We start from the raw sequence: 13,970 nt of genomic DNA, 5'->3' as shown, positions 1-13,970 counted from the left end.
TGAGCATGTCCGATAAAATTGAACTTCGCGCAGAGGTGCCGTCCGAATTGGGCGGCCAACGCCTCGATCAAGTCGCCGCACAATTATTCGCTGAGCACTCGCGCTCGCGCCTTTCCGCCTGGATCAAAGACGGCCGCCTGACTGTGGATGGGGCGGTTATCCGCCCGCGAGACATCGTTCACGGTGGCGCCATTCTTGAGTTGACTGCCGAGCAGGAAGCTCAGGGCGAATGGATCGCTCAGGACATCGAGCTGGATATCGTCTATGAAGATGACGACATCCTGGTGATCAACAAGCCTGCGGGCCTGGTGGTGCACCCGGCTGCCGGTCACGCTGATGGCACCTTGCTCAACGCCTTGCTGCACCACGTGCCGGACATCGTCAATGTGCCCCGCGCCGGTATCGTGCATCGCCTGGACAAGGACACCACCGGTCTGATGGTGGTGGCCAAGACCATTCAAGCGCAGACGCAACTGGTAACACAGTTGCAGAGCCGCAGCGTCAGCCGTATCTACGAGTGCATCGTGATCGGTGTGGTGACCGCAGGCGGCAAGATCAACGCGCCGATCGGTCGTCACGGCCAGCAACGCCAGCGCATGGCCGTGATGGAAGGTGGCAAGCAAGCCGTCAGCCATTACCGCGTGCTCGAGCGTTTCCGCTCCCACACTCACGTGCGGGTGAAGCTGGAAACCGGTCGTACGCACCAGATTCGCGTGCACATGGCCCACATCAACTACCCGTTGGTCGGAGATCCTGCCTACGGCGGTCGTTTCCGTATTCCGCCGGCAGCCAGCCAGACCATGGTCGATTCCTTGAAGACGTTCCCGCGTCAAGCGCTGCATGCGCGCTTCCTGGAGCTGGATCACCCGACCACCGGTAAGCGCATGAGCTGGGAATCGCCACTGCCTGATGATTTCGTCTGGTTGCTGACCCTGCTCAAGCAAGACCGCGAGGCGTTCATCGGATGAGTGACTGGCTGATTCCCGACTGGCCTGCGCCTGCCGGGGTGAAAGCCTGCGTCACCACCCGAGCGGGCGGCGTCAGTCTGGCGCCGTTCGACAGCCTCAATCTCGGCGATCACGTCGACGACAGCCCTGAGGCTGTTGCCGAAAACCGTCGCCGCCTTACCGATCATTTCTCTATTCAACCGGCTTGGTTAAAGCAGGTCCACGGCATTGTCGTGGCTCATGCGGACCCCGAGCAGGTAGCCACTGCCGATGCCAGCTGGACGGCAACGCCCGGCATTGCCTGCGCGGCGATGACGGCTGATTGCCTACCGGCGCTGTTCTGCGACCGTGCCGGTACTCGCGTCGCAGCGGCCCATGCCGGTTGGCGCGGGTTGGCGGCGGGTGTGCTCGAAGCGACGCTCGACGCGCTGGCGGTGCCACCGGAAGACGTGCTGGTCTGGCTCGGCCCGGCGATTGGCCCGCAAGCCTTTGAAGTCGGCCCGGAAGTGCGCGAAACCTTCGTCGAGCAACTGCCTGAGGCCGCCAAAGCCTTTGTGCCCAGTGCCAATACCGGCAAGTTCATGGCCGATATCTACGAGCTGGCGCGCTTGCGTCTGGCTGTTCGCGGCGTTACCGCTATATATGGCGGCGGTTTCTGCACCGTGACCGATCCGCGCTTCTTTTCTTACCGCCGCAGTCCACGCACTGGTCGGTTTGCCTCCCTTGTCTGGTTAGAACACTAGACTTCTCTGATCTACATCAACTGTACGACGCTTGAAACTCCCAGAATCGACCGCATCTATAACGGTATCTGGCAGGTTTCTTCATTCAGGATGTTTTATAGGTCCGGCCTGCTCAAAAGGAAGGTGACCCATGCGTATCGATCGTTTAACCAGCAAATTACAGTTAGCACTCTCCGACGCCCAATCGCTGGCCGTCGGTCTTGACCATCCCGGCATTGAGCCGGCGCACTTGATGCAAGCCATGCTTGAGCAGCAGGGTGGTTCAATCAAACCCCTGTTGATGCAGGTCGGTTTCGACGTCAACAGCCTGCGCAAAGAGCTGACCAAAGAGCTCGATCAGCTGCCAAAAATCCAGAACCCGACCGGCGACGTCAACATGTCGCAGGATCTGGCGCGCCTGCTCAACCAGGCCGATCGACTGGCCCAGCAGAAAGGTGATCAGTTCATTTCCAGTGAGCTGGTGCTGCTCGCCGCGATGGACGAGAACAGCAAACTCGGCAAATTGTTGCTCGGTCAGGGCGTCAGCAAAAAAGCCCTGGAAAACGCGATCAACAACCTGCGTGGCGGCGAAGCGGTCAACGACGCCAACCACGAGGAATCGCGTCAGGCGCTGGATAAGTACACCGTCGACCTGACCAAGCGCGCCGAAGACGGCAAGCTCGATCCGGTGATCGGTCGTGACGACGAAATTCGCCGGACCATTCAGGTGCTGCAACGCCGCACCAAGAACAACCCGGTACTGATCGGTGAGCCTGGCGTGGGTAAAACCGCCATTGCCGAAGGCCTCGCCCAACGGATCATCAACGGTGAAGTGCCGGATGGCCTGAAAGGCAAGCGCCTGCTTTCCCTCGACATGGGCGCGCTGATTGCCGGCGCCAAATACCGTGGCGAGTTCGAAGAGCGCCTGAAATCCCTGCTCAACGAATTGTCGAAGCAGGAAGGGCAGATCATTCTGTTCATCGACGAACTGCACACCATGGTCGGTGCCGGTAAGGGCGAAGGCTCGATGGATGCGGGCAACATGCTCAAGCCAGCGTTGGCCCGTGGCGAGTTGCATTGCGTCGGCGCGACCACGCTCAACGAGTATCGCCAATATATAGAGAAGGATGCGGCCCTCGAGCGGCGTTTCCAGAAAGTGTTGGTGGACGAGCCGAGCGAAGAAGACACCATCGCCATCCTGCGTGGCCTGAAAGAGCGTTACGAGGTTCACCACAAAGTGGCGATCACCGACGGCGCGATCATCGCCGCCGCCAAGCTCAGTCACCGTTACATTACGGACCGTCAGCTGCCGGACAAGGCCATCGACCTGATCGACGAAGCCGCCAGCCGCATCCGCATGGAGATCGACTCCAAGCCGGAGGTACTGGACCGTCTGGAGCGTCGTCTGATTCAGCTGAAGGTGGAATCCCAGGCGCTGAAGAAAGAGAGCGACGAAGCGGCGATCAAGCGTCTGGAAAAACTCCAGGAAGAAATCGTTCGTCTCGAGCGTGAGTATTCGGACCTCGAAGAAATCTGGAACTCGGAAAAAGCCGAAGTCCAGGGTTCTGCACAGATCCAGCAGAAAATCGAACAGTCCCGTCAGGAACTGGAAGCCGCACGCCGTAAAGGCGACCTGAACCGCATGGCCGAGTTGCAATACGGGGTGATCCCGGACCTGGAGCGCAGCCTGCAAATGGTCGACCAGCATGGCAAAAGCGAAAACCAGTTGCTACGCAGCAAGGTGACCGAGGAAGAAATCGCTGAAGTCGTCTCGAAGTGGACCGGCATTCCCGTGTCGAAAATGCTCGAAGGCGAGCGCGACAAGCTGATGAAGATGGAAAGTCTGTTGCACCAGCGTGTGATTGGTCAGGACGAAGCGGTGATCGCGGTTTCCAACGCGGTGCGGCGTTCGCGGGCCGGGTTGTCCGACCCGAATCGCCCAAGCGGTTCGTTCATGTTCCTCGGCCCGACCGGTGTCGGTAAAACCGAGCTGTGCAAGGCGTTGGCCGAGTTCCTCTTTGATACCGAAGAGGCGATGGTGCGGATCGACATGTCCGAGTTCATGGAGAAACATTCCGTGGCCCGGTTGATCGGTGCGCCACCAGGCTACGTAGGTTACGAGGAGGGCGGTTACCTGACCGAGGCGGTGCGTCGCAAGCCTTATTCGGTGATCCTCCTGGATGAGGTCGAGAAGGCCCACCCGGACGTGTTCAACATCTTGCTGCAAGTGCTGGAAGATGGTCGCCTGACTGACAGCCATGGCCGCACGGTGGATTTCAAGAACACTGTGATTGTCATGACGTCCAACCTGGGCTCGGTACAGATCCAGGAGCTGGTCGGTGATCGTGAGGCTCAGCGCGCGGCGGTTATGGATGCGATTTCCACGCACTTCCGGCCGGAGTTCATCAACCGGGTCGACGAAGTGGTGATCTTCGAGCCACTGGCGCGGGATCAGATCGCGGGCATTACCGAGATCCAGTTGAGTCGTCTGCGCAGTCGATTGACTGAGCGCGAACTGAAGCTGGAACTCAGCCCTGAGGCCATGGACAAGCTGATCGCGGTCGGCTACGACCCGGTGTACGGCGCACGGCCGCTGAAACGGGCGATTCAGCGCTGGATCGAAAACCCGCTGGCACAGCTGATTCTGTCGGGTCGTTTCATGCCCGGCGATACCGCCAAAGGGGTCGTGGAGAACGACGAAATCGTTTTCGCCTGATCCACATCCACGGCAAAAATGAAGAGGCCTCGCATTGCGAGGCCTTTTTTTCGTCAGGTTGTTGAACTTAAAGGAAAAGGCTTGTAAAGTGCGCCCCGCAGTAAGTCACCCGGAAGGGTTTCTGCTCCCCAAGCAGAAATCTGAAATAAGTTGCAAATCATTAACTTGAATGCAATTTAGGGGGTTGACAGAGGTGCTTAAAATTGTAGAATAGCGCGCCTCAGACACACGAACGCAGCGATGCGAACGGGTCGAAGAGGTGAAGCAAGCTTCACAGTTGTAAATTGAAATATGTAGTTCCGTGATAGCTCAGTCGGTAGAGCAAATGACTGTTAATCATTGGGTCCCAGGTTCGAGTCCTGGTCACGGAGCCAATTTCAAACCGGGGTATAGCGCAGTCCGGTAGCGCGCCTGCTTTGGGAGCAGGATGTCAGGAGTTCGAATCCCCTTACCCCGACCATTTTTGGGTCGTTAGCTCAGTTGGTAGAGCAGTTGGCTTTTAACCAATTGGTCGTAGGTTCGAATCCCACACGACCCACCATTTTTGAAACCAGTTAGCGCTGGAATCGAATCTTAAGATCAGAGGCCAAAAGCGCTGATCGAAGAAGGCGCCTTTAACGGGTGCCTTTTTTTTACCGGGGTATAGCGCAGTCCGGTAGCGCGCCTGCTTTGGGAGCAGGATGTCAGGAGTTCGAATCCCCTTACCCCGACCATATTAAAAATCCTCGTATCGAAAGATACGGGGATTTTTTTTGCCTTCGAAAAAACCAAATCCTTTCAAGTCATCATACAACTAGCCGATAACGAGCTGTCGGGCGCTCTCGCGAGCTCCCATTCAAGCCAACAACAGTAAAGGCGCTCGTTATGTTTCTTCGTCAGCTGAATATTGCCCCTCGTGCTGCGCTGGGTTTTGCCTTGATCGCCGTGCTGGTGGCGTTGCTCGGAATCTTTGCCCTGGGGCAAATGTCGAGCATTCGCGAGAGCGAGGTGGCGGTGGAGAAGCAATGGCTGCCGAGCATTCGCGGAGGTGACGAGATCCGCGAGCTGATGTTGCGCATCCGCACCATTTCCTTGCGCATGGCGCTGGATCAAGACGCGAAGAACATTCCGACCTACCGCAGTCAGATGGACACTCGTGACAAGGAATTGAGCGAGAAAATTGCGGCTTACGACAAACTGGTCGATACCGCTGAAGGTCAGGCCTTGTATGACCAGTTCAAAACCACCTTTGCCGCCTATCGCACCGGCATTGCTCAGTCTTTCACCCTGGCCGAGCAGGGGCGTCGTGAGGAGCTGACCAAACTTCTGCTGGTCGATATGAAAACCGTGGTCGATGGTTCCGGTAAACAGCTCAATGACCTGGCGGACCTGTTCGCCAAACAGGTCGCCATTGAAAGCCAGAAGTCCGCAGCGCATTACGAAACCTCCCGGTCCATCGTCAGTCTGTTCATCGCGCTCGCGGCGTTGGCGACTGTCGGCCTGGCGATGTTGCTGACTCGCAGTATCGTCCGTCCGCTGAACGAGGCCCTGTCGGCAGCGGAAAGCGTGGCGCAGGGCGATTTGGCCCGGCCAATTGCGACCCATGGCAATGACGAAGTGAGTCGCTTGCTCAGGGCGCTGGCGACCATGCAGCAGAACCTGCGTGAAACCTTGCAAGCCATCAGCGGTTCAGCCACTCAGTTGGCCACGGCGGCTGACGAGTTGAATGCTGTCACGCTCGACAGCACCCAAGGGCTGCAACAACAGAACAACGAAATTGAGCAGGCCGCCACGGCCGTCAACGAAATGACCTCTGCCGTCGAAGAAGTTGCACGCAACGCAGTGTCGACCTCCGATGCCACTCGTCAGTCGAGCGAGTCGGCGCACCTGGGGCAGGAGCGGGTCAGCGAGACTGCGAGCGCCATCAGCGCCCTGGCCAGTGATGTGCAGCACACCGGTGAGTTGGTGCAGTCGCTGGCTAATCAATCCCAGGACATCGGCAAGGTGCTGGATGTGATTCGGGCCATCGCCGAGCAAACCAATCTGTTGGCGCTCAACGCTGCGATTGAAGCGGCGCGCGCGGGTGAAAGCGGGCGTGGTTTTGCGGTGGTGGCCGATGAAGTGCGTGCGCTGGCGCATCGCACGCAGCAATCGACCCAGGAAATCGAACAAATGGTTCAGGGTATGCGCAACGGTTCGAGCCTGGCGCTGGACTCGATGAACGCCAGCGCTTCCCGTGCCGCCAGCACGCTGGTGTTGGCCGAACGGGCTGGCGATGCATTGCAGACCATCACGGCTTCGGTCCATGAGATTCATGAGCGCAATCTGGTGATTGCCAGTGCAGCCGAAGAGCAGGCCCAAGTGGCTCGGGAAGTGGATCGCAATCTGGTGAATATCCGCGACTTGTCGGTTCGCTCCGCTGCCGGCGCCGACCAGACCAGTGCTTCCAGTCATGAGCTGTCAAAACTGGCCAATGCCTTGCAAGGCCTGGTGCAGCGCTTTCGCGTGTAAGACCGCCAGACGAAAAAATACCGCGCCTCTCGATGGAGAAGCGCGGTCTGATGCCCGGATACTTAGGCGCCGTCCTGGTCTTTCAGGTGCTCGAACAGGCCTTTTGGCATTTTCTTGCCATTGGCTTCGTAGTTGGCTTTCACGTTGTCGAACGCTTCTTGTTCGTCGATGAAGCCGTCATGGTTGGTGTCGATCTTGTCGAAATTGGACTTGGGCGCGACTTTCAGGAATTCGGCGCGGGACACTTTTCCGTCGCCGTCGGTGTCGGTTTTTGCCATCGATGCATCACCACACTTGCCTTCGCCACACTTGCCTTCAGGGGTTTTCACCACCTGTTCGGCCGAGGCCAGCAGGTAGCCCTGGGTCAGTGGCTGCGAGGCGAAAACGGAGCCGGTCAACATCATGCCGCCAGCGAGGACAGCGCCGAGCAAACCGATAGTGTTCTTGGTGGTACGGGACATTTCAAATCTCCTGGGTTGCACGACGCAACCACTCGATAAAGGTTGCCACGTAAGTGCGGCGATAACCGTAGTTGGCGGGGTGCCTTGCTCGGATGTGGCCATTTAACGGGCGGGGTGTACCGCTACTGTGTCGCGCAGGGGGGGATTTGTAAGCGAAGGGGCGAAACCGCGGGGGAGATACAGTGAGACACACATGTGTTTGCAGGATAGACCGAGGCGCCTGTATCGCGGGCAAGCCACGCTCCCACAGGGTTAGATGCTGACCATGGAGCCTGGGTCCGACACATCACCTGTGGGAGCGGGCTTGCCCGCGATGGGGTCCTGACGAGCGCCGAATATTTAATGCAGCTTCAGGCGCGGCTCGGTTCCGCGCCCAATCTTGCTCCCCAACATCAACATCGCCGTACGAAACGCGCCATACAGCGCCATCTGGTGCATGCGGTACAGCGACACATAAAACATCCGCGCCAACCACCCCTCAAGCATCACGCTGCCGGTCAGGTTGCCCATCAAGTTACCCACAGCCGAAAAACGCGACAGCGAAATCAACGAACCGTAATCGGTGTACTTGTACACAGGCAACGGCTTGCCTTCGATCCGCAGCTTCAGCGATTTGGCCAGCAACGACGCCTGTTGATGCGCAGCCTGGGCACGCGGCGGTACATTTCGATCGGTGCCTGGTTGCGGGCAGGCCGCGCAGTCACCGAAGGCGAAGATGTTCTCGTCACGGGTGGTTTGCAGGGTCGGCAGCACTTGCAGCTGGTTGATGCGATTGGTTTCCAGACCGTCGATGTCCTTGAGGAAACCCGGCGCACGGATGCCGGCGGCCCAGACCTTGAGGCTGGCGTTGATCACATTGCCGTCGGCGGTGATCAGGCTGTCGGCGGTCACTTCACTGACGGCCGCATTGGTCATGACGTTGACCCCGAGTTTCTCCAGGGTTTTATGCACAGGGCCGCCAATCCGTTCCGGCAGCGCTGGCAGTACCCGTGGACCGGCCTCGATCAGGGTGATGTGCATGTTCTCCGGTTTGATCCGGTCCAGACCATAAGCCGCCAGTTCATGCGCGGCATTGTGCAGTTCGGCGGCCAGCTCGACGCCCGTGGCGCCGGCACCTACGATCGCCACGCTGATCTGCTGCACCACATCCGTCTGCCCGGCGTGCGCGCGCAAATAATGATTGAGCAGTTGCTGATGGAAGCGCTCGGCCTGTTTGCGGGTGTCGAGGAACAGGCAATGTTGCGCTGCTCCCTGGGTACCGAAATCGTTGGTGGTGCTGCCGACTGCGATCACCAGCGAGTCGTATGGCACTTCACGTGCTGGCACCAGTTCCAGGCCGGCTTCGTCATACGTGGCGGCCAACTGGATTTTCTTCTGTTCGCGATCGAGCCCGCTCATGCGCCCCAGCTGGAACTCGAAGTGGTTCCATTTTGCCTGGGCAACATAATTGAGTTCGTCTTCGGAAGAGTTCAAAGACCCGGCCGCCACTTCGTGCAACAGCGGTTTCCAGATGTGGGTCAGGTTCGCGTCGACCAGCATCACACTGGCCGTGCCGCGCTTGCCCAGAGTCTTACCCAGACGGGTAGCCAACTCCAGACCGCCGGCGCCGCCGCCAACGATGACAATACGATGAGTCATGGGGATATCTCGCAAGGCTAAAAGAAATCGGTGCAATTACCCGAGCGAGCGCGATGCAGCTCATAGCGTCAGGTAACTGATAAATCGGCTCAACAGGCCCAGGCCAATGGTCACTGCCAGTACCACCACCAGGAGCATCCACGGCCGGAAAGGCCGGCGCTCGACTCGGTGCTGGGACAGGTGCAGGTACTCTTCGACATGCTTCTGGTCGTCGGGGTTCAGGCGGCTGGTCATATCGGGCCTCGTCAGGGGGTAGACGTTGCTGAATGTGTAGAAGCTACAGGGGGTTTTACCCCACATTGAACGGAGCATAGCCGCTGGCCGGAATCGGCTCGACGCTGACTGTATCGTCCAGGCGAATGATTCCACTTTGTAACACTCGGGCGGTGATTCCGCCATGTCCGCGAACGGCCTGAAAAGTGCCGGGGCCGAGGTTGTTTTGCAGGCGTGCGCAAGGCTGGCACCAACCGGTGGTTTCGAAAATCGCCTGGCCGATTTTGAAGCGGCGGCCCTTGAGGCTGAACAGGTTGATCCCACTGATCACGAGGTTGCGCCGCAAGTCATTAGGTGACACCGGATTATCTTCCGGCCGGCCCATCAGCGAGCTGATCACTGCCAGATGCTCCCATTGAATCAACGTCACTTGTCGCGCATTGCGCGCGCCGGGGCGGGCGCGATCGCCGGTCAGGCCGGCCTCGAGCCGCGCCTCCACGGCCTCCAGTTCGATCATCGGCACATGGGGCTGCGGGCGCACGCCGATCCAGCGGACGCGGCCGGTTTGCGGGACTTCAGCGATCAGTTCCTGCAGCGGACTCACAGGCTGATCCCGACATCGAAGACGATGCTGCGACCGAGGTTGCTGCGCAGGAAATCCGGTGCATCCGGATGGGCGAACAGCACACGAGCGAAGGTCGGCCCGACCAGCGACAACGAGCGCCAACCCTGACGCAAGTATTCGGTGGGCGGTGGGAAATGGCTGTTGAGGTCGAGCACTTCGCGCTTGAGGCTGGCGAAGGCGATGATGTCCAGTTCGCCCAGGTCCATGCCGCGCTCTTTGTAGTTGTGCGCTTTTTTGCGCAAGGTCGGCGCCAGTCTCAGCAGGAACTCATTGGCCGGAATGCGTCTGGGCTTGGCCTCACGGCGCACCAGCGAACTCAAGGAAAACGCACTGCGTCGCCGCTGCAGTTCATCGCGCCACTCATCATTGAGGCGCCGGCCCTCGTCGAGCACGAAAAACACTTCGAAATTCGCATCGCGAAACAACACGTCCGGCGGCTCCCCGGCAGGGGCAAATTCGTCGACGCGGTAAGGAATGTTCAGGCCTTGCAGCAGGCGCTGGCACACCCAACGCTCACGCTCCCATTTGCGGGCATTGGAAAGGAACGCGTTGGCTTGCTCGGCCGCAATGGTCAGCAGGCGTAGATAATCTGAGTCATCCATAGGCCCAAGCTTAGCGTTCAAATGCGACAAGCTGAAAGCTTTGCGTTGAAACAAGGTCGTAATGGCCCCGCAGGCGTCAACGGCGGTCGGGTTCCCACGATGTTTCTGTGATCGGTGTTGCGGCGACTGGGTGTGCAATAAAGGCGGTGTAGACTGGATTCATTGCGCTCAAGCGCCTCAACGAGGGGAATGTCGTGAAATTATGGCCCGTGTTATTGCTCAGTCTTGTGCCTCTCTGGGCTCAGGCGCTGGAGGTGGGTGAGCGGCTGGCGCCGTGGACCTTGCTTGATCAGTTCGATCAGGCCTTCACGCTCGACAACCAGACGCAGACGCTGCTGGTGGCGCGCAGCATGGACGCCGCGAAACTGGTCGACGCAGCACTGCAGGGCCAGCCCAAGGGCTATCTGGAAGCCCGGCACGCGGTATTTGTCGCGGATATCCAGCGCATGCCTCGGCTGATCGCGAAGATGTTCGCCGTGCCGGCCATGCGCGATTATTCCTATCGCGTGATGCTCGACCGTGACGGGCGCGTGGCGCCGCGTTACCCCGGGGCCGTGGATAAAGTGTTGTGGCTGGCGCTCAAGGACGGTCAAGTGGTCGGTGAGCACGAATACGCCACGGCGGCGCAACTGCGTGAGGCACTGGAGAAGGCCCGGCCGTGATCGGGCTTCAGTGACGTATGCGTTGACTTGTTCGGCCGCAACGGCCGGCAGGTGAAAGTAGTCGGGGTCATCCATAGACCCCGGCTTGGCGTCCAAAGGTGATCGCCAGAAAGACTGTTTGTCGCGCAGGAGCAAAAGCCTGCCGCGACATTCCTCCCTCCCGCGCCCGATTCAGGGCCCTGCACAAAACGGATAGCGATCTGCGCAAAGCGGATATTGCCCCGCGCCTGGCAACTTTACCCTCGGCTTTACGGGACGTTAGCCGCTTTACCGACGCTCTGAATAAAACAACAACAAGAGATGAATGCCATGCGCAAGATCGACGTACATGAGGTTATCGACAACGCTCGATTCAACCGCTTCCACTGGATGGTGCTGTTCTGGTGTGCCCTGATCATCATTTTCGACGGTTACGATTTGGTGATCTACGGCGTGGTGTTGCCGATGCTGATGAAAGAGTGGGGGCTCAGTCCCTTGCAGGCCGGCGCGCTGGGAAGTTACGCATTGTTTGGAATGATGTTCGGCGCGCTGTTTTTCGGCCCGCTCTCGGACAGGATCGGCCGCAAGAAAGCCATCACGATCTGCGTGATGCTCTTCAGCGGTTTTACCGTGCTCAATGGTTTTGCCCGCAACCCCACCGAGTTCGGCCTGTGCCGGTTCATCGCCGGCCTGGGCATCGGCGGGGTGATGCCCAACGTCGTGGCGCTGATGAACGAGTACGCGCCGAAGAAAATCCGCAGCACGCTGGTGGCGATCATGTTCAGCGGCTACTCCGTAGGCGGCATGCTCTCGGCGGGGCTGGGCATCGTGCTGATTCCGAGCTTCGGCTGGCAATCGGTGTTTTATGTCGCGGTGCTGCCGTTGGTGTTGTTGCCGCTGATCATGTATTTCCTGCCCGAGTCGGTGGGTTTCATGCTGCGTCAGGGGCGTAATGAAGAGGCGCGCGCCATTCTCCAACGGGTGGATCCGGCGTACGTCGCGCAGACCAGCGATCAACTGCACATGAGCGAAGTGAAGGGCACCGGGACCCCCGTGCTGCAACTGTTTCGCGAGGGGCGCGCGCTGCGCACGCTGATGCTGTGGCTGGCGTTTTTCTGCTGCTTGCTGATGGTTTACGCCTTGAGTTCGTGGCTGCCGAAACTGATGGCCAACGCCGGTTACAGTCTGGGTTCTAGCCTGTCGTTCCTGCTGGTGCTCAACTTCGGCGCTATTTTTGGCGCGGTCGGTGGTGGCGTGCTGGGTGACAAACTGAACCTGCCGCGGGTGTTGGCGGTGTTCTTCGCCGTCGCCGCCGTGTCGATCACCTTGCTCGGTTTCAACAGCCCGATGCCGCTGCTGTACCTGCTGATCGCCATCGCGGGCGCCACCACCATCGGATCGCAGATTCTGCTGTACGCCTGCGCTGCGCAGTTCTACTCCATGACCATTCGCTCCACCGGTCTGGGTTGGGCCTCGGGCATCGGACGTAACGGCGCGATTGTCGGGCCTCTGCTGGGCGGTGCCTTGCTCGGGATCAGCCTGCCGCTGCAACTGAATTTCATGGCGTTTGCCTTGCCCGGCGCAGTGGCCGCGATTGCCATGACCGTGTTCGCCATCAGCAGTCAGCGCAGTCACAGGCAAGCGCTGTCGGGCCTGCGCCACGGTTCGCCAGCCGGGTCTGTCGGCGAAGTTTCGTGAAAGCGTTTGTCCGGGATTTTTCCCTGTCGGCGGCCGTCGCCGGATTTATCGCCACGGTGATTTCCTACGCCGGCCCGTTGGTGATTATTTTCCAGGCGGCCGAGACCGCGCACCTGTCGCGGGAAGTGCTGTCGTCGTGGGTCTGGGCGATTTCCATCGGCAGCGCGGTGCTCGGCATCGGTTTGAGCCTGCGTTACCGCGTGCCGGTGATCATCGCGTGGTCGGCGCCGGGCTCGGCGCTGCTGGTGGCGTTGTTACCGGGGATCTCGATGCCGGAGGCGGTGGGCGCGTACCTGGTCAGCAGCCTGATCATTTTCCTGGTCGGGGTGTCGGGGGCGTTTGACCGGATCATCGGCAAACTGCCGGCGGCGATAGCGGCGGCGATGCTGGCGGGGATTTTGTTCAGTTTCGGCACCGGGTTGTTTGTCTCGTTGCAGGGCAAACCGTGGCTGGTGCTGGCGATGTTTGCCACGTACCTGATCTGCAAACGGCTGATGCCGCGTTATGCGGTGTTGATGGTGCTGCTGGTGGGCTGCTCGATGGCGTTTCTCGCCGGTGACTTGCACAGCGAAGCCCTGGTGATCGGGTTGGCCACGCCGGTGTGGATCACGCCGGAGTTCAGCCTGAGTGCAACGCTGAACATCGCCTTGCCGTTGGTGATGGTGGCGCTGACCGGTCAGTTCGTGCCCGGCATCGCGGTGCTTCGGGCCAGCGGTTACGCGACGCCATCCGGCCCGATCATCGCCAGCAGCGCGCTGGGCACGGCGTTGTTGGCGCCGTTCGGTTGCCACGGGCTGAATCTGGCGGCGATTACCGCGGCCATTTGTACCGGTCGCGAGGCCCATGAAAATCCCGGCAAGCGCTACGTGGCCGGGGTGGTCGGTGGGCTGTGTTACCTGGTGCTGGGCATCTTCGGCGCCACCCTGGTGTCGCTGTTTTCGGCGTTCCCCAAAGAGCTGATCGCGGCGCTGGCCGGGCTGGCGCTGTTCGCCGCGATTGCCGGAGCGCTAGCCGGCGCAATGGCGGTGCCGACTGATCGCGAAGCCGCGTTGGTGACCTTTCTCACCACCGCCTCGGGCATGTCGTTGTTGGGGTTGTCCGCGGCTTTTTGGGGACTGATTTTCGGCATGGTCACCCATGTGTTGTTAAACGCCCGTCGCGAAAGCGCGGCGGCTGAAGCTCTTCCAACTGTCGATCAATAAAAATAAGAGAACAAA

General features: G+C 59.7%; 12 protein-coding genes and 4 tRNA genes. 11 read left to right on the top strand and 5 right to left on the bottom strand.

Going from position 1 to position 13,970, the window contains the following annotated elements:
* Positions 1-5: 5 nt before the first annotated feature.
* The 8 genes from rluD (at position 6) to F8N43_RS23895 (ending at position 6,875) form a co-directional block, all read left to right on the top strand.
* Positions 6-968 (top strand): 23S rRNA pseudouridine(1911/1915/1917) synthase RluD, encoded by a 963-nt coding sequence (rluD, locus tag F8N43_RS23930; RefSeq protein ID WP_150633481.1) that lies wholly within the window; start codon positions 6-8, stop codon positions 966-968.
* Positions 965-1,690, top strand: a complete 726-nt coding sequence (gene pgeF / locus F8N43_RS23925) for a peptidoglycan editing factor PgeF (RefSeq protein WP_150633480.1) — start codon at positions 965-967, stop codon at positions 1,688-1,690. Before rluD ends, pgeF begins: the two co-directional genes overlap by 4 nt.
* A gap of 130 nt (positions 1,691-1,820) precedes the next feature.
* Positions 1,821-4,385: an ATP-dependent chaperone ClpB gene (gene clpB / locus F8N43_RS23920; protein WP_150633479.1), complete on the top strand. Its 2,565-nt coding sequence runs from the start codon at positions 1,821-1,823 to the stop codon at positions 4,383-4,385.
* A 298-nt stretch (positions 4,386-4,683) separates the two neighbouring features.
* A tRNA-Asn gene (locus F8N43_RS23915) sits at positions 4,684-4,759 on the top strand.
* Between the two features lie 9 nt (positions 4,760-4,768).
* A tRNA-Pro gene (locus tag F8N43_RS23910) sits at positions 4,769-4,845 on the top strand.
* 5 nt (positions 4,846-4,850) lie between these two features.
* Positions 4,851-4,926, top strand: a tRNA-Lys gene (locus tag F8N43_RS23905).
* 95 nt (positions 4,927-5,021) lie between these two features.
* Positions 5,022-5,098, top strand: a tRNA-Pro gene (locus F8N43_RS23900).
* A 151-nt stretch (positions 5,099-5,249) separates the two neighbouring features.
* Complete coding sequence (locus F8N43_RS23895) at positions 5,250-6,875, top strand: methyl-accepting chemotaxis protein (protein WP_150654469.1); 1,626 nt, start codon at positions 5,250-5,252, stop codon at positions 6,873-6,875.
* A gap of 62 nt (positions 6,876-6,937) precedes the next feature.
* On the opposite strand, the gene F8N43_RS23890 is transcribed toward F8N43_RS23895, so the two are convergent.
* From F8N43_RS23890 to F8N43_RS23870, 5 genes are all read right to left on the bottom strand, one after another.
* Positions 6,938-7,336, bottom strand: a complete 399-nt coding sequence (locus tag F8N43_RS23890) for an EF-hand domain-containing protein (RefSeq protein ID WP_150654468.1) — start codon at positions 7,334-7,336, stop codon at positions 6,938-6,940.
* Between the two features lie 339 nt (positions 7,337-7,675).
* Complete coding sequence (locus F8N43_RS23885; protein ID WP_150633606.1) at positions 7,676-8,974, bottom strand: NAD(P)/FAD-dependent oxidoreductase; 1,299 nt, start codon at positions 8,972-8,974, stop codon at positions 7,676-7,678.
* Positions 8,975-9,034: 60 nt separating this feature from the next.
* Positions 9,035-9,208 carry a DUF3094 domain-containing protein gene (locus F8N43_RS23880; RefSeq protein WP_008028730.1) on the bottom strand — a complete coding sequence of 58 codons (174 nt, stop codon included), beginning with the start codon at positions 9,206-9,208 and terminating at the stop codon, positions 9,035-9,037.
* A 55-nt stretch (positions 9,209-9,263) separates the two neighbouring features.
* Positions 9,264-9,791, bottom strand: a complete 528-nt coding sequence (locus F8N43_RS23875; RefSeq protein ID WP_150633605.1) for an MOSC domain-containing protein — start codon at positions 9,789-9,791, stop codon at positions 9,264-9,266.
* Positions 9,788-10,414 (bottom strand): DUF1780 domain-containing protein, encoded by a 627-nt coding sequence (locus F8N43_RS23870; protein WP_017340830.1) that lies wholly within the window; start codon positions 10,412-10,414, stop codon positions 9,788-9,790. Before F8N43_RS23870 ends, F8N43_RS23875 begins: the two co-directional genes overlap by 4 nt.
* Before the next feature lie 194 nt (positions 10,415-10,608).
* Between F8N43_RS23870 and F8N43_RS23865 the strand changes: the two genes are divergently transcribed.
* From F8N43_RS23865 to F8N43_RS23855, 3 genes are all read left to right on the top strand, one after another.
* Positions 10,609-11,076, top strand: a complete 468-nt coding sequence (locus F8N43_RS23865; RefSeq protein WP_150633604.1) for an FAD/FMN-containing dehydrogenase — start codon at positions 10,609-10,611, stop codon at positions 11,074-11,076.
* 309 nt (positions 11,077-11,385) lie between these two features.
* A complete protein-coding gene (locus tag F8N43_RS23860; RefSeq protein WP_150638284.1) occupies positions 11,386-12,753 on the top strand; it encodes an aromatic acid/H+ symport family MFS transporter in 1,368 nt (455 codons plus the stop codon).
* The gene (locus tag F8N43_RS23855) at positions 12,750-13,955 is read left to right on the top strand and encodes a benzoate/H(+) symporter BenE family transporter (protein WP_150633602.1); all 1,206 of its coding nucleotides are present in this window, start codon (positions 12,750-12,752) and stop codon (positions 13,953-13,955) included. Before F8N43_RS23860 ends, F8N43_RS23855 begins: the two co-directional genes overlap by 4 nt.
* Positions 13,956-13,970 lie beyond the last annotated feature (15 nt).

The sequence above is a fragment of the Pseudomonas fluorescens genome, from assembly GCF_902498065.1.
GTDB classification, from domain to species: domain Bacteria; phylum Pseudomonadota; class Gammaproteobacteria; order Pseudomonadales; family Pseudomonadaceae; genus Aquipseudomonas; species Aquipseudomonas fluorescens_BJ.
The sequence above is the reverse complement of the archived record's forward strand: the minus strand, read 5'-3'. Positions and strand labels throughout refer to the sequence as shown.

Excerpts from the sequence above, each read along its gene's own strand:
- rluD (WP_150633481.1), top strand. The coding sequence starts at position 6 with ATGTCCGATAAAATTGAACTTCGCGCAGAGGTGCCGTCCGAATTGGGC.
- pgeF (WP_150633480.1), top strand. The coding sequence starts at position 965 with ATGAGTGACTGGCTGATTCCCGACTGGCCTGCGCCTGCCGGGGTGAAA.
- clpB (WP_150633479.1), top strand. The coding sequence starts at position 1,821 with ATGCGTATCGATCGTTTAACCAGCAAATTACAGTTAGCACTCTCCGAC.
- F8N43_RS23895 (WP_150654469.1), top strand. The coding sequence starts at position 5,250 with ATGTTTCTTCGTCAGCTGAATATTGCCCCTCGTGCTGCGCTGGGTTTT.
- F8N43_RS23890 (WP_150654468.1), bottom strand. The coding sequence starts at position 7,336 with ATGTCCCGTACCACCAAGAACACTATCGGTTTGCTCGGCGCTGTCCTC.
- F8N43_RS23885 (WP_150633606.1), bottom strand. The coding sequence starts at position 8,974 with ATGACTCATCGTATTGTCATCGTTGGCGGCGGCGCCGGCGGTCTGGAG.
- F8N43_RS23880 (WP_008028730.1), bottom strand. The coding sequence starts at position 9,208 with ATGACCAGCCGCCTGAACCCCGACGACCAGAAGCATGTCGAAGAGTAC.
- F8N43_RS23870 (WP_017340830.1), bottom strand. The coding sequence starts at position 10,414 with ATGGATGACTCAGATTATCTACGCCTGCTGACCATTGCGGCCGAGCAA.
- F8N43_RS23860 (WP_150638284.1), top strand. The coding sequence starts at position 11,386 with ATGCGCAAGATCGACGTACATGAGGTTATCGACAACGCTCGATTCAAC.